The 23,363-nt window shown below is 54.0% G+C and carries 17 protein-coding genes; 11 read left to right on the top strand and 6 right to left on the bottom strand.

Annotated elements, in window-relative coordinates:
• Positions 1-101: 101 nt before the first annotated feature.
• From GSF01_RS05080 to GSF01_RS05070, 3 genes are all read right to left on the bottom strand, one after another.
• A complete protein-coding gene (locus GSF01_RS05080; protein WP_159881945.1) occupies positions 102-3,023 on the bottom strand; it encodes an ATP-binding protein in 2,922 nt (973 codons plus the stop codon).
• Between the two features lie 393 nt (positions 3,024-3,416).
• The gene (locus tag GSF01_RS05075) at positions 3,417-6,455 is read right to left on the bottom strand and encodes a DEAD/DEAH box helicase (RefSeq protein WP_159881944.1); all 3,039 of its coding nucleotides are present in this window, start codon (positions 6,453-6,455) and stop codon (positions 3,417-3,419) included.
• Positions 6,443-8,044 (bottom strand): SWIM zinc finger family protein, encoded by a 1,602-nt coding sequence (locus tag GSF01_RS05070; protein ID WP_159881943.1) that lies wholly within the window; start codon positions 8,042-8,044, stop codon positions 6,443-6,445. The genes GSF01_RS05075 and GSF01_RS05070 overlap by 13 nt, the downstream gene beginning before the upstream one ends.
• 182 nt (positions 8,045-8,226) lie before the next feature.
• Here GSF01_RS05070 and GSF01_RS05065 point away from each other — a divergent pair, with 182 nt between their 5' ends.
• Entirely contained in the window at positions 8,227-8,520 is a 294-nt protein-coding gene (locus tag GSF01_RS05065; protein WP_159881942.1) for a hypothetical protein, read from the top strand.
• A gap of 143 nt (positions 8,521-8,663) precedes the next feature.
• Here the strand turns inward: GSF01_RS05065 and GSF01_RS05060 are convergent, their stop codons facing one another.
• Positions 8,664-9,245 (bottom strand): nucleotidyltransferase family protein, encoded by a 582-nt coding sequence (locus tag GSF01_RS05060; protein ID WP_159881941.1) that lies wholly within the window; start codon positions 9,243-9,245, stop codon positions 8,664-8,666.
• A gap of 28 nt (positions 9,246-9,273) precedes the next feature.
• The gene (locus tag GSF01_RS05055; protein WP_159881940.1) at positions 9,274-9,846 is read right to left on the bottom strand and encodes a GNAT family N-acetyltransferase; all 573 of its coding nucleotides are present in this window, start codon (positions 9,844-9,846) and stop codon (positions 9,274-9,276) included.
• 140 nt (positions 9,847-9,986) lie between these two features.
• Between GSF01_RS05055 and GSF01_RS05050 the strand changes: the two genes are divergently transcribed.
• On the top strand, positions 9,987-10,823 hold the full coding sequence (locus GSF01_RS05050; protein WP_159881939.1) for a sulfurtransferase: 837 nt from the start codon (positions 9,987-9,989) through the stop codon (positions 10,821-10,823).
• Positions 10,824-11,184: 361 nt separating this feature from the next.
• A complete protein-coding gene (locus tag GSF01_RS05045) occupies positions 11,185-11,511 on the top strand; it encodes a YdcF family protein (RefSeq protein WP_159881938.1) in 327 nt (108 codons plus the stop codon).
• Between the two features lie 797 nt (positions 11,512-12,308).
• Here GSF01_RS05045 and GSF01_RS05040 read toward each other — a convergent pair.
• Positions 12,309-12,797, bottom strand: coding sequence for a GyrI-like domain-containing protein (locus tag GSF01_RS05040; RefSeq protein WP_159881937.1), 489 nt, complete (start codon positions 12,795-12,797; stop codon positions 12,309-12,311).
• A 317-nt stretch (positions 12,798-13,114) separates the two neighbouring features.
• On the opposite strand from GSF01_RS05040, the gene GSF01_RS05035 reads away from it, so the two are divergent.
• The 8 genes from GSF01_RS05035 (at position 13,115) to GSF01_RS05000 (ending at position 23,355) form a co-directional block, all read left to right on the top strand.
• Positions 13,115-13,579 (top strand): GNAT family N-acetyltransferase, encoded by a 465-nt coding sequence (locus GSF01_RS05035; protein WP_159881936.1) that lies wholly within the window; start codon positions 13,115-13,117, stop codon positions 13,577-13,579.
• Positions 13,580-14,153: 574 nt separating this feature from the next.
• The gene (locus GSF01_RS05030) at positions 14,154-14,729 is read left to right on the top strand and encodes a dihydrofolate reductase family protein (RefSeq protein WP_159881935.1); all 576 of its coding nucleotides are present in this window, start codon (positions 14,154-14,156) and stop codon (positions 14,727-14,729) included.
• 293 nt (positions 14,730-15,022) lie between these two features.
• Complete coding sequence (locus GSF01_RS05025; protein ID WP_159881934.1) at positions 15,023-15,652, top strand: TetR/AcrR family transcriptional regulator; 630 nt, start codon at positions 15,023-15,025, stop codon at positions 15,650-15,652.
• A 33-nt stretch (positions 15,653-15,685) separates the two neighbouring features.
• Positions 15,686-16,582 (top strand): alpha/beta fold hydrolase, encoded by an 897-nt coding sequence (locus GSF01_RS05020; RefSeq protein ID WP_235941288.1) that lies wholly within the window; start codon positions 15,686-15,688, stop codon positions 16,580-16,582.
• Between the two features lie 355 nt (positions 16,583-16,937).
• Complete coding sequence (locus GSF01_RS05015; protein ID WP_159881932.1) at positions 16,938-17,396, top strand: MarR family winged helix-turn-helix transcriptional regulator; 459 nt, start codon at positions 16,938-16,940, stop codon at positions 17,394-17,396.
• Between the two features lie 261 nt (positions 17,397-17,657).
• Positions 17,658-17,984 carry a VOC family protein gene (locus GSF01_RS05010; RefSeq protein WP_159881931.1) on the top strand — a complete coding sequence of 109 codons (327 nt, stop codon included), beginning with the start codon at positions 17,658-17,660 and terminating at the stop codon, positions 17,982-17,984.
• Between the two features lie 350 nt (positions 17,985-18,334).
• A complete protein-coding gene (locus tag GSF01_RS05005) occupies positions 18,335-21,991 on the top strand; it encodes a galactose-binding domain-containing protein (RefSeq protein WP_159881930.1) in 3,657 nt (1,218 codons plus the stop codon).
• A gap of 368 nt (positions 21,992-22,359) precedes the next feature.
• Positions 22,360-23,355 (top strand): ABC transporter permease, encoded by a 996-nt coding sequence (locus GSF01_RS05000; RefSeq protein ID WP_159881929.1) that lies wholly within the window; start codon positions 22,360-22,362, stop codon positions 23,353-23,355.
• Positions 23,356-23,363: the final 8 nt, after the last annotated feature.

The raw sequence follows: 23,363 nt of genomic DNA, 5'->3' as shown, positions 1-23,363 counted from the left end.
GTCGGCTTAGCGGGCTAGCCAGCTCTCCCCGGCCAATCAGTCCGTTGATGATCGATACAGCCTCGGCGCTTCGCCTGCTCGTATCCAAGCCATATCTTAAGCTACTTGTCTTCTTGCTTCGGCTTCAGTTCGATCTGAATATGATCGGCCCGGTGAGTTACGGAATCGATCTCGATCCCTTGGCGGGCAAGGCTCGACCGGATGAGGCCTTCATCTCCCGCAGGAAATACATAAGCCGGCCGCCTCTCGCTGCGCTGCACCAGCTGCTCGGCGACTTGCAGCAGCTTCTCCATAGAGAATGGCTTGCGCAGATACGTCTCTCCTTCTTTCTCCCGGTAATCAAGAGGAGGTTCCATGGCTGATGAAACAATAACCGGCGTTCGGTGCAGCTTGGGATGGCGGTACAGCTCGGCGATGAAATCCCAGCCGGTCTTGGTGCCTTCAAGTCCAATATCCACGATGCACAGCCGGGGCGGCGCATGCTCGCTGTTCTCCAGAGCAAGCAGCCCTTCTTCGGCGGAACGCAAATGGACGGTTGGCAGCTGCAGCTTCTGCAGCCCGACCTGAATCAGCTTGGCCAAGTTATCGTCATCTTCCAGAAGCAGGATGCCATGATCCGCGCTGATGCCCTGATAGGTGTTCAGCGTTACGGTAAATATGCTTCCTTGCCCCATAGTAGACTCGAACCCGATCGTTCCCTGATGCGCCTCCACGATCTCCCGGACGATCGACAGGCCAAGCCCGGTGCCTCCGATCTGTCGGCGATCCGAATTGTCCACGCGGTAAAACTTGGAGAACAGCTTCTCCTTCGCTTCCTCCGGGATGCCAAGGCCGTAATCCTGTACGCGAAAACGCACATGATCGCCGTCCTCTTCAAGGTACACGTCGACTTGATTCGCATCGGGCGAGTACTTGATAGCATTGCTAAGCAAGTTATGAGCCACCTGCATAAGCCGGTCCGCATCCCCCCGAACCCAAATCTCGCTCTCCGGCGAGTGGAGGCGGATGGTATGGCTCCGCTTGCTGTTCCACTGCTCGACGACTTCCCTGAGCAAGCCGCCAAGCTCAAGCGGAAGCGGACGGTATTCCTGCTTGCCTGCTTCCATGCGCTGCAAATCCAGGAAGTCGTTGATAAGCGTAGACAGGCGGGTGGCTTCCTTGTATACCGTCTGCAAATATTTTTGCTGCTTTTCGGGGGTCAGCTGGCGGTGCAGCAATATTTCGATAAAGCCGAGCACGCTGGCCAGAGGCGTCCTCAGCTCATGGGAGACGATGCTGATAAACTCATTTTTAAGCTCATCGATCTTCTCCTCCTCCGTCCGGTCGCGGAAGACGAACAGGTAACCCTGCTCGGTCTGCATGGCGTCATCGCCGACCTTCGTCGCATACAGCTCGACGAACCGTTTCTGCTCGTCGCTGTTTGCGATGGGAAAGCGTTCCGTGAACTTATCCAGTCGTCTGCTCAGCAGCTCCTCGAAGCAGGAGAGCACTTGGTGGGCGCATGGGGAGCCGTCCAGCAGCCGGTCGCCCAGGTCCAGGATCGATTCGCCGACCGGGCAATCCAGCTCTGTAAGCTCGCGCATCCGCTGGTTCACAAACTGGATGCTGCCGCGGGGATCGCACATGATCATGCCCTCATGAGTCGATTCGAGAATATTGCCGATGACATCGCGCTGTTCCTGTATTAGCTGCTTCTCCTGGAGCAGCTGCAAATTGAGCTGCTCCAGCCGTACCGATTGGCGGCTGCGGGCTTCATTGGCCTGTTGGACCATGAAGGCCAGTCCGAATTGGCGGATAAGGCCTTGGGCGACCCGCATCCTTTGATCGAATGAAGAGACATGATAGCCCGTCAGCATCAGAAAGCCTATGCTTTCCTGCTGCTCGTCAAGCAGAGGAAAGTAGTAGTCGACGGCTTTCTCGATGCCCTGATGGAAGCCGCGCTCCGTTTCGGAGGTGTGCCGGACGGTTTCCAGCATGCGTTTTTCTTGTAGAACCCGACGTGCCGTACCGTACAGCTCGCTTAAGCGGGCGGATGTCAGCTTCGATGGATAGCCAAGCGAGTAGACAGGCTCGAAGACGGGATCCTCGGAGGGGTTCTCTTTGTCGACGGCATCGTTGCCCCAAGCGTCTCGGCTCAGCACGAGCATAGCTGAATCCAGCTTCAGCGTTTCCAGAAGAGCGGGAATCGAATGTTGAAGGAAGGCCTCCAGATGTGCCGACCCGCTGAGCTTTTCCTGGTACATGCTGATGGCTTCCAGCTCGCGCTCCCGTTCGGATAGCTTCTCGAGGGTCGCTTCCTGCTCTTCCTGCTGAGCGATGATCTCCTCGTTCTGGGTCTCGAGGCTTTCGGCCATATACCGGTACGTTTCTTCGCTCTTGCGCAGCGCGGCCTCCGCCCGGTTCGCCCGATTGAAGATGATGATTGAGAAGACGCCTATCGCGAGCGCAAGCAAGCCTCCGACCGAAATAATGGCGCGGGCTATCCGCTCTGCCTGATGGGCCGACTGGCGCGCATCCGTCGCTATTTTTTCGATCTCTTCCTTCAGCGCCGTCTGAGCTTGCCGGAAGCTGTCCATATGAGCTTTGCCGATAGAGACGCGCCGCAGAGCTTCTTCCCTTTGGCCGCCCTCGAATAAAATAACTTGATTTTCATAATAGCTCTCCATTTGTTTGATGAGCGGAAGAGCGGTTTCGGTCAACATCGCATGGAGTTGGGGAAAGATTTGCTCGAAGTGGTCTATTTGACCCAGATCGAGCTGAAGCTTTTTTTTGCCTTGATTATACGGGTCCAGAAAGCTGATATCGCCGGAAAGCTCATAGCCGCGCAGTCCGGTCTCCATATTGATCAAGTCGATGAGCAGATTGTCTGCCAGGTTGTTGACGGGAATGATGGAATCGACCAGACTGTTCAGCTTGGCTTCGGTATTGGAAGAGGCGATGAAGCTGGATAAGCTGATCATTGCGAGAAGGGCGACCAGAATGACGGGATAAGCGATGGACATGCGGGAACGGGATAACTTCATAAGGAACCACCCTACTTAAATAATGTAATTCTCCACTATTCGACAAATGAAGTCGAAATCCTTTATCTGCCAAGGCAGCCGGTGAAGATTGCGCAGCCTGTGCAGGCAACTTCTTAGGAAGGGAAGTCTGCCTGATGCGATCACTTCTTGTCTCGATGCTCTGGAGGCTGGCTGAACAAATCCATGCGTAGCGTAGTAAGGAGGGATAAGCGTTGTTCACCTTGGAAGCCTTCTGGGGAGATAGCGCATGCGTGGGGGAGGGCCGGATGTGGCGACCGGACTAGGTCCCTACCGTCCTGGATGTGAAGCGCGGAAGGTAGGGTTTTCTGCCCGGTAGTTTAATCATGAGTAGAGATCCTAGCGCTCCATGCTGCTCGGAGCACTTTGTAGGCGCTAATCGACCCATTCGCTTCGCAGCGTGAACAGGTCCTTAAGGTCGTCGGTGGACAGCTCCGTGATCCACTGCTCGCCGGATCCGACGATCTGCTGGCTTAAGCCAAGCTTGCGGTCGATCATCTCGTCGATTCGTTCCTCCAGCGTGCCGAGCGTAACGAATTTGTGCACCTGCACATGGCGGGTTTGCCCGATGCGGAAGGCTCGGTCGGTCGCCTGATTTTCGACGGCAGGATTCCACCAGCGGTCAAAGTGGAACACATGGTTGGCTGCGGTCAGGTTAAGCCCCGTTCCGCCGGCCTTCAGCGACAACAGGAAAATGCCGGAATCGTCCGGATCCGTTTCTCCGCCCTCCTGAAAGGCCTCGATCATCCGATCCCGTTCCACCTTGGCCGTGCCGCCATGAAGGAACGGGATGCTCCCTCCGAATTCCTCGGTAAGCGCCCGCTGCAGCAGGTGGCCGGTTTCCACGAATTGGGTGAATATCAGGCATTTGTCGCCCTCTTGTCGGAGCTCCTGGACCATTTCGATCAGCCGCTCCACCTTGTTGGAGCGCTGTCTCCAGTTGAGGCGCGCCTGTACGGCGCTGCCGCCTCCTGCTACCAGACCAGGGTGGTTGCAGAGCTGCTTCAGCTTCGTCAGAGAAGCGAGGATCAGACCCCGGCGCTCCATCGTCGAGAGCTTGTCGAGCCGCTCGAACATATCGCGGATATAATTCTCGTACAAGGTTGCCTGCTCCGCCGTCAGGGAGATATAGGACTTGTACTCGTATTTGTCCGGCAGGTCGAGCTGGATGGAAGGGTCCTTCTTCACCCGGCGCAGCAGGAACGGCCGGATCAGCCGCTGAACCTTGGCGATCAGCTCGGTATCCTGCGTCCGCTCGATTGCATTCACGTATCGCTGGGTAAAGTCGCGCAGCGTCCCCAGATAGCCCGGGTTCAGGAAGTCGAAGATCGACCAGAGCTCGGTCAGCCGGTTCTCGATAGGCGTTCCCGTCAAGGCTATGCGGTGACGGCCCTGCAGGTTGCGGATCGAGGAGGACTGCTTGGTATAGGCATTCTTAATGTTCTGCGCTTCGTCGAGACAGATGGCCTCCCACTCGATAGCGGCGAGCTCCGTCTCATCCAAGTGGGAGAGCGTATAGGTCGTCAGTACGATATCGCAGGCGTTAACCGCCGCGGCGAAGGCCTCGCCCTTGGTCCGGCTCGGTCCATAGTGCAGATGAACCCGCAGATCCGGCGCGAAGCGCTGCAGCTCCTTCTGCCAGTTGCCCAGCACGGAGGTCGGGCAGACCAGCAGACAGGGGGCTGCATCCAAGGCTCCCGGGCCGCTGCGCTGCTCGCGCAGGTGAAGCAGGTAGGTGATCATCTGAATGGTTTTGCCAAGCCCCATATCATCGGCCAGACAGCCGCCGAGCCCGCACTGCCGCAGGAACAACAGCCAGGATATCCCTTCGAGCTGGTAAGGCCGCAAGGTCCCGCGAAAGGATGCCGGAGGCTCCAGCAGGGGAGGCCGCTTCGTATGGTTCAGCAGCTCGACCAGCTCTTGCAAATGCCCGTTCAGCTCGACCTCCATCTTCAGAGAACGATGAAAATCCTTGTCCTCCTCGCCTTCGGAGGACCCAAGCAGGTGCAGCTCCAGCACATCCCGGAGCGTAAGGCCCTGCTTCTTCTGCACCTGCTTCATGACCTGCTGCAGCTGGCCCAGATGGGCGGGATCGAGCTGTATCCACTGCCCGCGAATCTGGACGAGCTTGCGGTTTTGCGCCAGCAGCTCGCGGAATTCCTCCTCCGTCAGCTCCAGATCGCCCAACGCGATTTTCCAGTCGAACCGCATCAGCTGGTTCAAGCCAAGTATCGACTGCGGTCCGGATCCGACCGAGGATTTGATCTTGGCCTTCAGCCGTGGTTTCCACTTGCGGATCCGCTCCCACCAGGCCGGCAGGAAAACGGAATAGCCGGCTTCCATCAGCCGCAGGCTGCCCTGCGTCATCAGCTGCCAGGCTTCGTCCTGCGTCAGCTCGCTCCGCAGGGCGCCATCCGGTCCGGCGGCGAGCCAAGGCGCCATCCGCGTCCATTTGCCTGCGTCCCGAGCAGCGCGGATGAGATGCGGCCGCCATTCGGCGGGCAGCATCTCCGTGCCCGCGAGGCCGGACGCATCCGGCAGCTCCCAGGCCGCTTGCGGGGCCGCGGCCGGCTCCGCAGGCTGGCGGCTCCGCTCGGCGGCTTCGTCGCGGCTTGCGACCGGCACGGGAGTCGGCGCCGAAGCATCCGGCCGGCCGGGGTCGGCCTCGGCCCAAGCCTGGACCGCCGCCGTCGGCAGCTCGAACAGCCTCTCTTTCGCGCTGCGGTCCTGCAGCACGATGCTCAGCGGCCAGCTGCCGCCGGAGACGGCGGGTTCTTCCAGCTTCAGACAGGTGCGGAACGGAGTGCCGTCCGACTGCCAGCCGATGGAGACCAGCCAGTCCTCCTCGTCCATCCACACATCGGCGGCCGCCTCGCCGCGGCGAAACAGCGGAAAGGATCGCTCCAGGCGCTCCAGGTGTTCGCGCATAACCCCGTCGGCTTCGATCCACAGCGGAACAAGCCGCTCCATCCACTGTCGGGCCAGCGGCGATGCTGCCCAAGCGGAGGCCCTCTCCGGCAGCTCCAGCTTCCAGCCCAGCTCGCCGGCTTTCCACTTGGCGAAGTCGGGCATGAAGCGTCCGGCCCCGAGTGCGTCCCGTATAGGGGCGGCGAGCTTCGTCAGTTCGGCCAGCTCAGGGACGAACTCCAGCCTCTGGTGCTGCACCGCAGCCGGAGCCGCCAAATAATCCAAGGCATCCAAGGCTGGCAGGAATAAGCCCTCCACGCCTTTGGCTTCCGTGACTTCGATAAATGTGCCGTAAAAGGACGGCGCGTGCCAGGCAAACATCCAGTCCCTCAGATCGCGGGCGTCGCAGACTCCATTGTTGTAGCGCGTCCCCCAGATGAAGAAGCCGTCCTGCTGCGCCCATCGTATATGAACGCGAATCGCGGTCGTATCGATCATGGAATCCATTTTCCCCTCCGAAGCTCCTCCTGCAGCGCGCGCAGTCTGGCATGCTTGCCGGCCAGCCGGAAAATATAGTCTTCCCAGACGACTTGCCGCTGCAGCTTGGAGTAGATGCTGTTTATTTTCTTCAAAAGCCGCATCGCCTGCTGGTAAGCGGTCCGGTTTTTCTCCGCTATACATCTCTCCACGGCCTGATGATAGAGAGGGAGCGTCAGCGACGGGTCGTGCTTCTCGACCGCGGCAAGATCGGGACCGTACAGCTCCAGCGGGGAAACGCGGTTGGCCAGCTGCAGGTCGACCCAGGCCTGATAGCGCCGGGATTTCATGAGATAGGCGGTATAAAAGCTGTAGGTCCGGGGCAGCAGCGCCACCATCACATCCACCCATTCGGCGTCGCCCTCTTGCTGCTGCACCGCTTCGATCCAGTATTGGCAGAACTGCCGCAGGTCTTCCTGCTGCGCCCGCTGCATCAAGGGCAGCAGCCAGCGCAGCCAGGCCAGCATCCGCGCCCAGTTTTTATTCCGGTAGCAGTCGTGCAGATACATGAAGAAGTCGCGCGGTTCCTTGCGGGAAAGCCGGTCCAGCTGCTTGCGCGCCGCGGCATCGCCGTCTTCCATCAAGGTAAAGTGGGCCTCGGCAAGCAGCAGCACATCCTTGCGCCGTGCACTCAGGTCGGCCGCGCCCAGCAGCTTCTGCAGACGCTGGCGCTCGCTCTGGACCCACTTGGGTTCGGAGGCCATCCGCCACCAGATGCCCCGGTACACCGTGGACCAGGATAAAGGGGAATCCTTGCCGGATAGTGCAGCCTCCGCGATCAGCGCAAGCGTCTCCTTCCAGTACGCCGGATACTGCTTGGCAATCCCGGCTATATCCATATGGGGGAGATGCTGCTGGAACGCTTCGTGGCATTGTCCGGCCACCGCCTTGCAGCCGGTTTCGATGTAATAGGACAGGTACGAGGCCTGGGTATCCGAGTAGAATTGCTCGATTTTCCGCATGACGAACAACAGCATATGGAGCGTGTATAAATCCCGGAGCGCCGGTTCCCAGCTCTCGCCATAGGGGGTCAGCGACTCCTTCGCGCTGCTATAGAACTGTTCGATGGACTGCTGTTGATTCAAGGAAAAGCCGTAGAACTGCTGGTCGAAAAAACGCTGCCACTGACCGGGAGGCTGATCCGGCGTCGGGGGCTCCAGGCGTTCCTGATGCCGCTTGATCGCGATCCGGTTCGTCTGCCGGGTCTGCTGCTGACGATTGCGTACGAGAATGGCTTGCTTCAACTGCTGAAGCAGCAGCTCGGGTCGGCCGTAAGGCACGTACAGGGCAAAGACCAAGGCGGCCTTATGCTTGCAATGGTCCCCGTCCTGGCAGCTGCACTGGCTTCGTACGGCGGATTCCAGGTCGAGAATAACCTCATAGGCCTTGGCGCCGCGCACCAGGGCATGGACCTCCAGGCCATGCTTCAGCTCGATATCCTCGACGCGCCGCTTGTGAAGATACTCCCAGCCGGCTTCGATCTGTTCCGTATCAAAGTGGTCGCGCAGATACCGGGCCAGCATCGTTATTCGATTTTTCGGGATCTGCAGCTTGAGCATGTGTTGCCCTCCGCTCGTTTTGTCTATCCTTATAGTGTACCAGATTTTGCATGTGAATGCGCGGGAAGGGCATGTCTTACGAAAGCTTTAGGATTCAGGCACCGGTCCGGTTGCGGCGGCGGCGGATTTGCGGGTACAATGAATTCAATAAAATCGGTTTCGGCCAAGAAGGGATGATGGGCATGGGAATCAAGTTCGGTCGGGAATATAAGGACATTATCGGAGATTTTACGGAAGCGCTTCAATCGGTGGATGGTTGTCACGAATTCCTAGAGATGGAGGAGGGGGATTGGGCGGAACTGGCTCCCGAGGACCGGACCGCCTGCATGCAGACGCTGGCGGACGATCTGTTCTACGGTCTGGGAACGGAGCCGACGATGAGCGTGGGGGATTGCCAGGTGACGCATGACCCCAAGCGCCATCTGATCCGCGTGGATCGGGGCGATACCTTTACCCGGGTGATCCATCTGGTGTAACCGGGTTGCCCTAGCTGAAAGCGAGAAATGATCCGGTCCCTAGGCTTGTTGCGGGGCAGTCGGGATAGGGAAAAAGGGAGCGCCGGAACTTTCCGGTCAGCTCCTTTTTTCGTCGTACGATGTGGTGCTCCAGGCACGGCGGCTCAGTTTTCCCCAAGCAGCCGCCTAATGTGCCTGCGCTGGAGGTCCGGCAGCTCCCGCGCCAATGCCGGGCGCAGCCGCTCGGGCTTCGGTCCGCCGGACTTCTGCCAGTAACGTTCGATCAGCTCCGCCTTGTCGCTCCGGCCAGGCAGCAAGCGGTACAGGACATACCAGTCTTCCAGCGAAGACAACGGGACCTCGACGGCTTCTCCGGCTTGGCCGACTGGAATGCGGACAGCCTCTCCTTGTTCATCCGCTCGCCAGTCCAGCCGGTAAACCCCTTCGTCGTGGCGGATACTGAATAAGCCCATCATATCGACGCCCGTTCCGGCAATCGAGTAGCGCGTATAATAAGCGGTGCAGTAGGGCTCCTTAGGGGCCATCACGGAGGAGGTCCCTAGCGCCTTGAGCACCTCATGGGCCTGCGCGGCATCCCGGACGGAGACGAGCAAGTCGAGGTCGTTCACGCTTTCAGTCAAGCCGTGCCAAGCGAGCAGGGCTGAGCCTCCGAGCGCCCATTCGAGCTTGGCCTCGTTCAGGTGCGCGGCGATTAGCCGCAGTGCTTCAGTATGCTCTCGGAACATCGGTAACGGCTCCCTTCGGGAAATCTGGTTATTCGGACTCTGACCACACCATACAGTGAAATTCAGCTTGACCGGCCGGTGTCATCCGCTCATAGGTATCCGTGATGGAGAAGCCAGCACGGAGATAAGCGCGGATCGCGCGTTCGTTCCAGGTCAGCACTTCCAGATCGATCTCATGACCGGGGTTCAGCCTCCGGGCTTCGGCGGCGATAGCCCGCACGAATGCTGCGCCCCGCCCTCGTCCGCATGCCTCCGGCCTCATCCCCAGCCCCAGGCGGGTGACGCCGGTCATCGGAAAGAGCTGCGCGAACCCGCATAGCTCATCGAGCTGGCCCAGCACGGCACGGTACTGCGCGTCGCGAAGCTCGGGATCGGCGAACTCGGCCTGCTGGGCGACCATCAGCTCCCATGGCTGCCAGGCATAGAGGTCGTAAGGCGGCTCGTATCGCCACTCGCAGATTTCCCGGCAATGATCCGGAAGAAGCGGAGTTATGCGGAACAAAGGCAGGGGAGTATTTGCCGGCTGGTCCGGCTGCCGATGGCTGGCGGGGCCTTCGCCGGGAAGTCCTGTCCGGGCAGGAGAATGCGGATTGTCCGTCATGAGCAGCGGGGCCTCCTTGTATCCGGATGAACGGATAGGGTCGAAAGTCCAAGGAATATGGTAATCTTTCGCCATAGGGCCGATCCGGTGTATACTGTTCACTATACAGCAAATCATCCCGGTAAAGGAAGTGAATGGATTTGTCGCATGTGGTCAGCCAAGAGTGGTTATTCGAGCACGGAACCGACGATCATATCGTCATTGTAGACTGCCGATTTGTATTAGGGAATCCCGCTGCGGGCCGTGAGGGCTATGAGGCCGATCATATTCCCGGAGCCTTTTATCTCGATCTGGAGGAGGATCTGTCGGCATCCAAGGATGTGCATGGAGGCAGGCATCCACTGCCTGAGCTGGAGAAGCTCGCTTCGAAGCTCGGCCGTATCGGTGTAGACGCAGGAAGCTTTGTCGTAGCTTACGATGATCAAGGGGGCGCGATGGCTTCCCGCTTGTGGTGGCTGCTTGCCTACATGGGACACGAACGGGCGGCGATATTGAACGGGGGGTATACGAGGTGGAAGGAAGCTGGATATCCGGTTACCGAGGAGCCTCCGGTAGAGCGCCCAGCCGAGTTTCGACCGCGGCTGCGTCCCGAGCTGGTGCTGTCCATGGAAGAGGTCAAGCAGCGTCTGGGCCGACCGGGCACGGTGCTGCTCGACTCCCGCGAGCCACGGCGCTATCAGGGACTTGAGGAAGCGATCGATCCGGTAGCCGGCCATATTCCCGGTGCGAAGAACCGGTTCTGGAAGGATGGCTTGAATGCGGATGGGCTGTGGCGGCCCGTCGGGGAACAGCAGAACCGGTTCGCCGATCTGAAGGATGCGCAGGAGATCGTCGTGTACTGCGGCTCCGGCGTAACCGCTTGCCCGAATGTGCTGGCGCTGCAGGAAGCCGGCTTCTCGAATGTGAAGCTGTATGCAGGGAGCTGGAGCGACTGGGTTTCGTATAGCGAGAACCCGATTGCGACGGGAGAAGAGTAAGGGCTTGGGCCGCGTCGGACGCGGGTTTGGGGGCTGCGACAGGTTGCCGGGAGGTAGGCTGTTGCAGCCTCCTTTGGGCTTTTCCGTCAACAGCTTGTAAACAAGAAGTTGGAGAAAGCGATTGCAGGATCATGGCGGCGTTAGTCTTGTTCATTTATACTAATTATAAAATCTGGAAACCTAAGCGGACAAGGTATCTACATGCTATGGTAAAGAAAGGTCGCTACGCTTAACCGGCAGGATAGTTCAATCACCTCGCGAATATTTCGAGCATAGATATCTTGCGTAGTTCGTAAATAAGATGTTATCAGAAATCCCAGCAAACCATAAAAATAATATTCATTAATAGGGAGACTAACAAATGCGTATTTCAGAAATCAATCCTGATGTGTTAACGCCACAACAAATTGCCATCCTATTGTATCCTGAAGAACCGAAAGACTCAGAAGTGTTCGGAGATTGCATTATGGTGTTTGGTGGTCCTGGGTTGGATAGAGCAGAAAAAGCAATAAAGTTATTTAAAGAAGGAAAAGCTCCCTATTTATTATTTTCAGGAGGAGATAAGTGGGGCGAAAGAGATGAAATAGAAGCAATAAGAATGAAACAACTTGCACTGGATCAAGGTATTCCTGAAGAAGCAATAATGATAGAAACCTTTTCGAATCATACGAAGGAGAACGTACTATAATCATTACTTGTATTAGATAGAAAAATTGGTCTTCATAATATAAAAAGATTAATTGCAGTCAGTGCCCCAGGTCATCTTAGAAGATGTTTACACACATTAAAAACCTATATGCCGAATTGGATTGAACACATTATGGTATCTTCTGATATGGTCATACCAGACGAATTGTGGACCATACCACCTTTAAGGAATCGTGCCGAAAAAGAAGTAAGAAGTTTGATACAGTACATAAATGAAGGTCAATTAATAGATGATGAAATATCATTTTGAAAGTGTAACGGAGAAGGCTGACATCTGAGAGACCCCATATTCACGCTTCGGGAATCTGACCCGAGTATTGCTTCACTTGGACTTTGTTGGCGTTCCATTCGGCTTGACCCAGCCACAGGTGGATGATGCCCCGGGCTCAAACCGGATTGCCGCTCAAGCCCCGTCCTCCACGGGCCTCTTGCCCTACAAGTCCTCCCAAGCGTAGCCAAGGGAGGTCGTTGCACATATGCGCTGGCATATCCTCCGAGGCATTCCCGACGCGCTGCTCCGACCCCCTACTTTTTGACGTTGAAACTATTCAAGCATGGAGGTTCGCGGGGGAGTAAGAAGCTGTCATCAGGACCGGAAGCCAAGGAACAGTCACCGTGCGCGGCGAGAAGCACCCGGAGGTGGATGGGCTGGTTTGTTATTGTTGACAGTTTGTTGGCGGTTGTTTGCAGTTGCCCAACGTGTGAACTGACATTTCGCGACAACACGAAATAGTATGAATTTAAAGCGGAGTTAAGATAGTCGATCTTGAAACTGCCTTATTTCTTTCGAACGGGAAAACAAATATCCGTAACTGACTCCTCCGACTCAGGACCATGGTTTCTTTCATCGTAGATCTCGATATTATATAGCCCCGCAAGCTCATATCCACTTTGTTTTAACCACGTAGAATATAAGTAGGCATGCACAGCCCCCGCATTTTCAAACGGACCCTTGAATGTAAATAAAACATATGTATTGGCTGGAATCTCTCTAACCACCATTCCGTTCGGAATGTCCTCATTTGAAGAAGCTTCTACTCCAATAAAGAATTCAAAGGGGTCTGTTTCAGGATTGTAATCCTCAGGGTCAGTACAAAGACCAAAAACTTCCCTTTCGTTTATGCAATTCTTAACTTCCGCTCTTCTTTCCATAAAGTTCGCTGATAGCTTGAGCGTTGTCCGATTCTGTTGCACATCATAGAGTGTTACGTTTGTGGCTAGACCAACTAATCTTATTGCTGGTTTCTGAATAATAGCTGCTTCCATATTCAGCCTCCTATTTGATGTTATATTTCATTAGTTTGATAAAATTCGATATTAGAAATAAGATTCCTTTGTTGTCGATTCCTTTCGCAATAAACTTCCGAATTATCTTGTCCGCTTGGATTTTCGGTGGCGGTATTGGTCTGTTCATTTATAATAATTATAAATTCTGGAAATCTAAGCGGACAGGGTACACATCTCATATTTTGTCAATCAACGTTGTGTTAATGGGCAGCATTGTTGAACAGCGATAAGGTGAACAGCATCACAAGTAACGGTAATGTATAATCATTAATGTTGCGTAAAAAGGAGAATCGACCTTGAATAAAAAAACTTTATATTCGTCTAACCTCGTCATTAGAAGCGCAGTCGTCGACGACGTCGACACATTGCGTGATGTCTTTCGCCGTGCATCGCTGACAATCGAGGGCGACCGTGATCTCGTCACCACTCATCCTGAGTGGCTCGTGTGGGAAGACGCGATGTTGCCGTTCACGTGCGTCGCTATTGTTGACGGGCGGGTCGTCGGCTTTGCTTTGGCACATCCTATCGACGACTTCCTCGAACTCGAGGATCTGTTCACTGATCCTGACTGGATGTGCCGGGGCGTCGCCAGTGTCCTGATCGAAGACATTGCGCGTCGCGGTGTGCGTGTAGAGGTGACCGCAAACCCGCACGCGATAGGGTTTTACGAATCCGTTGGCTTCGTCGCCAGCGGCGTCGCCAACACACAGGGTGGGCCGGCGCCGCGGATGTACCTCGATGTCACGTGTGCTCGACCTTAAAATCATTAAGATATTGAAGCTTAGTCGACTCAGGTATCAAAAAGCACTTATATAAGCACCCCCTCATTACGTTAACAGGCACGAAAGTTGCAAACAACCATTCAACAACATGCAAACAGTAGAGTTGCCGCCTATCCACCCTCCGGGTGCTACCTTGTTCGCCTTGGCCTTATATTGGGGTTCCGTTAAGCTTGACCCAGCCACAGGAGTATATCTCGCCTTAGCTCAGACCATACTGTTTCGCCAGCCCCATCGATCCGACGGGAGAAGAGTTAGGGCTTGGGCCGCGTCGGACGCGGGTTTGGGGGCTGTGACAGGTTGCCGGGAGGCAGGCTGTTGCGGCTCTCTTTTGGTTTTTCGTTCAGTAGCTTGCAAACAAGAAGTCGGGGAAACAGTTGCAAGAACCCCGGGGCCTTCCGTTTCCCTGGGTCGAAGGAACAAGCCAACCTAATAATCAACCGGATGGTGCAAGGTGATCCAAATGGGATTAGCAATCCATAAGAAACAACCCCAGCCTAAATGTCCTATAATGTAGTTAATGTAGATATCCCTGAAAAACAAAGGAGAACTGAAAATGAGAAAACTCGTTCTATTTCTGCACGCATCGCTTGATGGTTTTGTAGAAGGGCCGAATGGTAAAATGGATATTGGCTGGGTTTCCTACGATGCTGATTTGGAGAAGCACGCGAAAGAAATTCTGAGTACTGCCGACACTGTCATTTGGGGAAGTGGGACTTATCAGATGATGCACAGTTATTGGCCATCCGTGCCTTCGAACCCATCAGCTTCGCAGCATGAACGGGATCATGCCGAGTGGATCGAAAAGACAGCCAAGATCGTTTTTTCCACGACGCTGGAGAAAGTCGAATGGAACAATTCCAGACTGGTGAAAGAAGATGTCGAGGAAGAGATCAAGAACCTCAAACAGCAGCCAGGCAAGGATATGGTCATCCTCGGCAGTCCTAGGTTCGCACACTACCTGATGCAGCTTGATTTAATAGATGAGTATAAAATTACGGTTTCTCCCGTCCTGATCGGCAGCGGGTTGCCGTTATTCCAAGGTCTCAAGGAGAAGATCAATCTTAAACTTATCGAAAACAAGACATTTGATTCTGGAGCTATAGGCCTCGTTTACCAGACAGTTAGATGACCTTGTCTCCTAAAGTAGATTACGCTAACCTATAACGCAGCCCCTCCACCCTCCGGGTGCTACCTTGCTTCACTCGGCCTTTTGTCGCGGGTTTGGGGGCTGTGGCAGGTTGCCGGGCTTGGCATCACGCTTACTGTCCTCACAAGAGCCGCGTAAAGACAGCAAAGGTAGCAGCCCGAAAGCCACTTCCCAGAAGGCAAAGCACTTGTATGATCTGAGGAATAAGTTGACATGGGGAATTGTTCCACGCTATTATTTGAATGAACGTTCATTCACGAGTTGAGGTGTGGCATATGTCTATTCAGAGCGAAAAGTTACAACAGAAATTCATCAACGTTTTTGAGGAATCCGTACCGGACCGCGCAGTCATGCAAATTATCTTGCATGCGATCAAGGTTTTTTCTAAGAAAGGGTTTGTAGGTACAAAAATTAAGGATATCGCCACCAGTGCTGGGTTTAGTCAAGGTTACGTCTATACCTATTTTAAATCCAAGGAGGAGATCTTCACAAAAATTGTTGAACTTGCTTCTGATGGGTCGGGGCAAGCGATTCGGATTGCGTCAGAAATGCCTGGAACCCCCCTCGAAAAATTAACTTGGTTGACGGAAGCATTTTTGTCTTCAGATAGTATAGCGATGCAGCATTGGAGATTAATCCTACTCCAGACATCCACATCTGAAGCAATACCGGAGGAAGCAAAACGGATATCTAAAGAAAAGGCAGGCAAACCTTTCGAACATTTGATTCCCATCATTATTCAAGGACAACAATCTGGTGAGATAAGAGATGAAGATCCAATGTTACTCGCTTTAACTTACTTTTCATTCATACAGGGCCTGGGTATTGCCAGATTGCAAACCAGTCATGAGTTACCCTTTCCTTCTGCAGAGGTTGTTTTACGATTTATGAGAAGGATGGATTAGTGCTGGTCGATATGGGGGGGGGAGATGACTAGGGTGAACATATTTAAAAGTGAACCTGCTAAAGAACAAGTGATTAACTCATATAATCGAATATTGGATTTGTGGGCAACTGAATATCAAGAACATGATATAGAAACGGAATATGGTATGACTCATTGTATCACTTCTGGAAATCAAGAAAACCCGCCTCTTCTTTTATTTCATGGGGTTGGAGATAATTCGGCAGTTATGTGGATGCTCAACATTAAGGAGCTATCCCAATGTTTTTATTGTATTGCCGTTGATACGCTCGGCGGGCCTGGCAAAAGTGTTCCGAACGAAACATACACAAAGCGCTCATTTAACCAAGTGGATTGGATTGATCAGATTATTGATAATTTCAATTTAAAAAGTATAAATATAGCGGGTGTATCTAATGGTGGCTACATGGCGTATAACTATACCACCGCGAGAAGCGATAGAGTTAGTAAAGTAGTATGCTTGGAAGGCGGTATGGTCACTAAACCAATCAAAACCATGATCCGGACAATTTTATTAATGTTTCCGGAAATACTGATTCCAACGCAGCATAATATGCTTAAAATACTGAAAAAGATGAGCTCGCCTAACACCGATATTTTCGATAAATACCCATTATTAGCGGAGCATTTAATTTTGTTAATGAAACATCATAATCAGCAAGCCATGTTTGTCCATACACTTGAAAAATATGACAAGCAAAAAGGTGCTGCGATCAAAGATAAGCTTTATTTTCTTATTGCGGAACATCACATAGACCATAAAAAAGACTTCGTACGTATATTAAACGACGGTGGATTTCATTATAAGGTGATTCCACATGCAGGGCATGGTATCAACCATGAACAGCCTAACTTAATCAATCGAGAGATCATCCACTTCATTAGGGAGATAGGGACCGGAGGCCATTGATGTAGTCGTTATCCTAGCCTTGAAATCTCCGAGGCCTTTCGGGGCACTGCTCCGAACCCCCACTTGTGGACGTTGGAACTATCCAAGAATATGGCCCGTGGGGGATAAGAAGCTGGAGTGATTCGGTTTGTATAGCGGTAATCCGAACGTGACGGGAGAAGAGTAAGAGCCGAGAAACCGTGCCGGACGCGGGTTTGGTAGTAGTGATGGGTTGCCGTTGGGCAGCCTGCTATCGGTCCTCTTTGGCGGTCTCGTTTAACAGCTTCCAAACAAGCACGAAAGCAGTTATTTACAATTTCTGTTTTTTGGCTATAATATAATTAGAAATCTAACTAATGGAGGGGCAAATGAGCACATGAGTACAGGAAAAGAGCATGAGGATTGGCAATGGGATAAAGGTCCGATAGGCCGGCTGATAAAGAAGACCTATATTACGCTTCGGAGAGAAGTGGAGGGGTTGTTGGCGCCGACGGGGCTAACCCATACACAGTGGAGCGCGTTGGGAATTATTCGCCAATTTCCCGGGATTATGCCGTCTCAATTGGAACCGATTCTAATGATCGAACGACCAAGCGTTACAAGCTTGATGAAGGGACTTGAGAGCAAGGGATTAATTATTCGCAAGGAGCATCCACAAGACGGGCGTTACAAAGAAATTTATCTAACGGAAACGGGCTTGAAATTGGCAGAGGAGACGCAACATTTCACTGCTGTCGTAGAAGAGCGGGTTAAAGAAGGGATGACGGCGAACGAATTCGAATCTTTAAAGGCGCTCCTTGTCAAAACGGTAGGTTTATTCGACAAGAATGCATAATTTTTTTACTCATGTAGTTAGAATTCTAACTAATTAAAGCGATACGAGGAGGAAACGAGATGAAGAAATGGATGTCTATCTGATCATATTGGCTCTGATTGCAGGAGTGCGATTCAGGCTCGTTTCACAATCGAAGACAAAGGAGGGGGCAAAATATGACTGAACAGTCCCGGAACGTTCGTTTCGAAAGTTTCGGTTGGTTAGGCTTTCATCATGTGGCCTTAGTACCCGGCAACTTCCCAACGCGGCAGGCACTGTTTTGTGAAACCTGGTGAAACGGAATCGTGGGGAATTCATTTTTTCGAATACCCGGATGCCCAAATCTTCCAAAGCACTGATGCGCTGAGACGTCTGGCGGAAAATCCGGAGTCCGCAGATTTATATCGATTCATACCAGGAGCGCTTCAACATATCGCGTTCGCTCTCGCATCAGAAGAAGATGGATTGGCCCTACGCAGGAAACTGAACGGCCACGGGGTTGCAATGACCGATATCTACGACCAGGGTAAAATACGCAATTTTATTTTTGTCGATAATAATGGACTCCAATTGGAAGCCGCGTGGATGTTTCAGAGCAAAAAAGTATAATTCCACGATACGGTGTCGGACGCTTCGACCCGGCTACTTTAATCCTCAAAGCCAAGGAAAAATGGATCAACCAGAAAGAAGTGGTTGATCTCATAATGCGATGGGGCAGGATATGCTTCCGCCCGCGAATGGTTACCCGCCTATGCTTCGTTGATAACCGCGTCCAGTGTCCGCAGCCGTGAGCGTGTTCCAAGTTCATTAATAAGTGCTATCAATCGTTGGTCAGTGTCATGTTCAATTCTCGGCTCCAGCTTTATGATAATACTAGCTTAGCCGAAAGGGAGGGATGTCCTGTTGCCGACAAGATAGGCCACACGTAAGAGATCAAACCCATCAAGGAGGAGATTAAGTTGAAGATCAACCGCAAGAGGACAGCCGGGGCGAAGCGCACGATTCTGCCCACACTGGCTCTACTCACAGCACTCAGTCCCTTGTCTCTAACGAATCTGCAGACCGCCCAAGCGGCAGAACCGCACCTGCTGTCACAGAACCGGACCGTCTACGCGTCTTCCACGGAAGGCGGCAATTCGCCGGACCAAGCCGTCGACGGCTCGACGGCATCCCGTTGGTCCAGCGCATGGGGCGCCGATCCGCAGTGGCTGTATACGGACCTCGGGGCGGTGGCGGCCATCACTCGGGTCGTCATTCACTGGGAGGGGGCTTACGCCAAAGCGTACAAGGTGCAGGTGTCGAACGATGAAGCGATCTGGACTGATGTGTACAGCACGACAACTGGAGACGGCGGCGTAGACGAGATCGCCTTGAACGCCAGCGGACGCTATGTCCGGATACTTTGCACAGAGCGAGCGATGCCGAGTTACGGCTACTCGATTCTGGAACTGGAAGTGTTCGGAACGGGAGGCGTGAACCAGCCGCCGGTGACGCTCGGGCCGAACGTGGCCCTGAACCGTCCGGTGCAGGCGTCCTCCTACGAGCAGTCGCACTACCTGCCGCCAGGCTCGACATTACCGGAGAACGCCGTGGACGGCAATCGCCAGACCCGCTGGTCCTCGAATCCGACCGATAACGAGTACTACCAGGTCGATCTTGGCAGCCAGCGGACGATCGGGCGCATCATTCTCGACTGGGAATCCGCCGCAGGCCGGGCCTTCGATCTGCAGGTATCAGCCGATGGCAACCAATGGACGACGGTGTACCGCGAGATGAAGGGCCAGGGCGGGGTGCAGAATATTCCAGTCTACGCCACAGGCCGTTACGTGCGGATGCAGGGCATCTCCAGAGCGACGAGCTTCGGGTACTCCCTTTTCGAATTCCAGGTCTACGACTATGTGAATGGAGATCCGAAGCCGGTGTACTCCATTCCGCCGCTGCCGACCAAGTCGGTCGTGACGGAAGGGTCGGGCAGCTACCTGCGTAATGACATCACGATGCCGCAGCCGAAATTCCCCCATTACAAGTCGGACAGCATCCAGAAACCGCTGCCTTCCAACGACTGGTGGCAGTCGCTATTCATCAACAAGCTGGGCAACGGCATCATTACGCTGCCGCTGAAATCGAAGTTCCAGTCCCAGGGACTAGGCATCATGACGCCGGGCAACGGGTGGATCACTCCGGACGGCAAGGCGGTCGAGACTGGTACGAACTTCGACCTGTCGCTTATGGCGTCCAATATCAACACCGCTTCGATGGCGAACCGCGTTACCTCCTACGGCGACTTCTCCGTAGACACGGTGCTCAGCGATTCAGCCACGGAAGACAAGATGAAGGTCACCTTCGTCAAGGGCTCACCGTATATCTACGCCGAGTTCAGCGACCCGAATTCGGCCGAGATCTATTCGCCTGTTATCACCCGTCTGTTCAATGACGCGAACGGGGCGGTGTTGACCGAGGACGGTGCTTCCTTGACGGCCGATCACATCGGGATCGAAGTCACGAACACGAACGGGGCTCCGACACCGACGCAGGTGAAGCGCTACTATGCGCTGAATGCCCCTGCAGGGACTGTGTTCAAACGGGTAGGGCAGAAAATCAAGATCACGATGCCGAGCGGCCAGAACTACTTATCTTTGGCAACGCTCCCATCGCCGGATAAGCTGAATTATTTCTATCAGCACGGCTATGCGTTCGTTACGGACACGAAGGCCGCATACCAATTCAACGAATCCACGTCGGCCGTCGAGACGACGTTCACGGCAACAACAACCTTGAAGCGTGCCGGGTTCCCGAACACGACGCTGATGGCCCTGCTGCCGCACCAATGGAAGATTGCTTCCACGCCGCTCACCGAACTCACGTACCCTTCGATCCGGGGGACCATGAAAGTGAGCGAAGGCAACAGTTTCAAGACAAGCGACCGGTTCCACGGCATTGTCCCGCAGTTCACGGAACCGAGCGGGAACGGTTATAACCGCCAGCAGCTGCTCGACCAGCTCGCGATCCTTGACCAGTCGACCGATACGACCGAGAAGTTGATGAAGGGGGATGCTTACTGGCAGGGCAAAACGCTGCATCCGCTGGCCATGGGCGTGCTTATCGCCGACCAGATCGGAGATGCAAGCTACAAGTCGAAGTTCCTCACCCGGCTGAAGACCGCGCTTACGGACTGGCTTACGTACACGCAGGGCGAACCGGACTACTTCCTGTATTACAATGATGACTGGGGCACGATGTACTACAAGCACAGCGAGTTCGGGGCCAACGTGGGCATCACGGACCATCACTTCACATACGGCTACTTTGTCTTCGCATCGGCCGTTCTTGCTACCTACGACAAAGACTTCGAGACCCGCTATGGCGGTATGGTTGAACATCTCATCCGCGACTATGCGAATCCATCGCGTACGGACGAGCAGTATCCGTTCTTCCGCAGCTTCGACCCTTACTCGGGCCACTCCTGGGCGGGCGGATATGCCGACCAGGACAACGGCAACAACCAGGAAGCGGCCGGCGAATCGCTGTTCGGCTGGGTTGGCCAATACATGTGGAGCATCCTGAAGGGCAATACAGCCTATCGCGACGCTGCGATCTGGGGCTTCACCACCGAGCTCAAAGCCGTAGAGCAATATTGGTTCAATTATGACAACGACAACTGGATTCCGGAATACAAGCACAAGTCGGTCGGCCAAATCTATGGCTCGTCGCAGTTCTTCGGCACGTTCTTCAACGGAAACCCGGTATTTGTCTACGGGATTCACTGGCTTCCGACATCCGAGTACCTGACAAGCTACGGGTTCGACCCGGCCAAAGCTGCCTCGCTGTACCAGGGCTTCGTGAACGACAACGGGGGAGCCGAGACGGAATGGCAGCATATCGTCTGGCCGTTCCAGGCGCTGAGCGATCCACAGGCGGTGCTCGCGAAGTGGAACCCGGCGGTGCTGCAGCAGAACGAAGCCTTCAATACGTATTACTTCATCCACTCGATGGCTACGCTCGGCCAGCGGACGAAGGATGTCTGGGCTACGGGCTGGTCGGCGGCCACCGTGTACAAGAAAGGCGCAACCTACACGGCGCAGGTATGGAACCCGACGGATGCTCCGGTGACCGTCACTTTCCGGAACGCCTCCGGTGTAACGGGCACGGCTACCGTCGCCGCCCAATCGCTCGTCTCCGTGAATCCGATGACGGACAGCGGCGGCGGCACGCAGCAGCCCTCCGCCAATGTGGCGCTGAATAAGACGGCCGTCGCTTCATCGGTGGAGGATGGCTACACGGCTGCCCAGGCGACCGACGGGGACTCCGGTACCCGCTGGGCCTCAGCATGGAGCGACGCGGAGTGGATCTACGTGGACCTCGGCGCTTCGTACGATGTGAGCCGGATCAAGCTGAACTGGGAAGGAGCTTATGCCAAGGGGTATAAGCTGCAGATCTCCGACGATCCGAACAACTGGAGCGGCAAGGATGTGTACGTCACCGAAGCGGGTGACGGTGGTGTAGACGATGTGACCGTCACGGGCAAGGGCAGATATGTCCGGATGCTGGGTACGGAGCGTGCGCTGCCATTCGGCTACTCGCTCTATGAATTTGAGGTATACGGCACGAAGTCTTAAGTATAGTCTTCATTTACCGTATTGGGCCCGGCGCCAGCAGGTTGCCGGGTCCGGTACTTTTTTTTTGCTTGCCCAGAGGCCGCACGGCTGCCTCCCCCTTAAACAAAGGGCCCGCGTTTTCGTAAATCGCAGCTGAGTAAGTTCAACTAACATGCTGTTTGCGGATAATTTGATCTCCCATTCAGGTCCCGCCCCCGGTTGTTGTAATGCTATTACAATAAATTGGAAATATTTCGATAATACCACATCTTGTTACTGCACAGTAAAAAATGTCGTTGAATAAGTAAAACATTCGTTAATTGGTGTCCTAGAATGCCCCGACTCATTAGGGTAGGATATGAATATAAGAATAGAATTGGTGGTGCTATATGAGAAACAAAGCACAATCCGAAACGCTTGAAGTCAATAGGCTTACGCCCTCAAGCGGTTTCATTCGCGAAGAGGAGAGCTTGTGGAGGCGATTTTCCAGGCAGTGGGAGTATCAATCCATGGTCTTGCCATCCATCCTCTTCATAATAGTTTTCAGTTATATTCCGATGTGGGGAGTGCTGCTTGCTTTTAAGGAGTATAACCTATTCAAAGGGTTTGTAGAAAGCAACTGGGTGGGAATGACTCACTTCCGGATGTTCTTCGAATCGCCAGAATTTTGGGGAATTATGCGCAATACGATTTGCATCAGCTTGCTGAAGCTTGCGATCGGTTTCCCAGCTCCGATTATATTGGCTCTCATGTTAAATGAAGTCGGCAATATGGCGTTCAAGCGAATTGTTCAAACTGTTACCTATATCCCGCATTTTATTTCGTGGGTAGTTGTTTCCGGTCTCGTCTTCTCTATGCTGGCCGTTGACAACGGGACGGTCAATGAAGTGCTCGTAAAGTTCTCTCTGCTGGATGAACCGGTGAACTGGATGTCAATTCCCGAATATTTTTGGGGCATTCTCGTGTCTGTTGGGGTTTGGAAAGAAATCGGATTCGGCTCCATCGTTTACTTGGCAGCTATCACCGGCATCGACCCAGCCTTGTACGAGGCATCGGCATTAGATGGCGCCGATCGATTTAAGCAGATTTTCTTGGTTACGCTGCCCGGAATTTCGCCGGTTATCTTCATCTTCCTGATTCTCGGTGTCGGCAATATTTTGAATGCAGGCTTCGAGGATATTATGATGCTGACCAAAAACTTAAACAACGGCATTCTCATGCCGGTTGCGGAAGTCATCGATACCTACGTGTATCAGATGGGGATTAATAACCAACGTTACTCTTACGCTACGGCGGCGGGTTTATTCAAATCGATCCTGAGCATCATTTTACTCTTGCTGGCTAATACCATCGCAAGACGGCTGGGTAAGGCAAGCTTGTGGTAAAGATGAGA

This window comes from Paenibacillus puerhi (genome assembly GCF_009846885.1).
Lineage (GTDB): Bacteria > Bacillota > Bacilli > Paenibacillales > NBRC-103111 > Paenibacillus_G > Paenibacillus_G puerhi.
Note: the sequence above shows the minus strand (reverse complement) of the source record. Positions and strands in the feature narration are given on the sequence as shown.

Bases quoted from the DNA above. Each gene is read 5' to 3' on its own strand.
- GSF01_RS05030 (WP_159881935.1), top strand. From the start codon at position 14,154: ATGAGAAAACTCGTTCTATTTCTGCACGCATCGCTTGATGGTTTTGTA.
- GSF01_RS05000 (WP_159881929.1), top strand. From the start codon at position 22,360: ATGAGAAACAAAGCACAATCCGAAACGCTTGAAGTCAATAGGCTTACG.
- GSF01_RS05015 (WP_159881932.1), top strand. From the start codon at position 16,938: ATGAGTACAGGAAAAGAGCATGAGGATTGGCAATGGGATAAAGGTCCG.
- GSF01_RS05045 (WP_159881938.1), top strand. From the start codon at position 11,185: ATGCGTATTTCAGAAATCAATCCTGATGTGTTAACGCCACAACAAATT.
- GSF01_RS05055 (WP_159881940.1), bottom strand. From the start codon at position 9,846: ATGACGGACAATCCGCATTCTCCTGCCCGGACAGGACTTCCCGGCGAA.
- GSF01_RS05075 (WP_159881944.1), bottom strand. From the start codon at position 6,455: ATGGATTCCATGATCGATACGACCGCGATTCGCGTTCATATACGATGG.
- GSF01_RS05065 (WP_159881942.1), top strand. From the start codon at position 8,227: ATGGGAATCAAGTTCGGTCGGGAATATAAGGACATTATCGGAGATTTT.
- GSF01_RS05025 (WP_159881934.1), top strand. From the start codon at position 15,023: ATGTCTATTCAGAGCGAAAAGTTACAACAGAAATTCATCAACGTTTTT.
- GSF01_RS05070 (WP_159881943.1), bottom strand. From the start codon at position 8,044: ATGCTCAAGCTGCAGATCCCGAAAAATCGAATAACGATGCTGGCCCGG.
- GSF01_RS05060 (WP_159881941.1), bottom strand. From the start codon at position 9,245: ATGTTCCGAGAGCATACTGAAGCACTGCGGCTAATCGCCGCGCACCTG.
- GSF01_RS05040 (WP_159881937.1), bottom strand. From the start codon at position 12,797: ATGGAAGCAGCTATTATTCAGAAACCAGCAATAAGATTAGTTGGTCTA.
- GSF01_RS05080 (WP_159881945.1), bottom strand. From the start codon at position 3,023: ATGAAGTTATCCCGTTCCCGCATGTCCATCGCTTATCCCGTCATTCTG.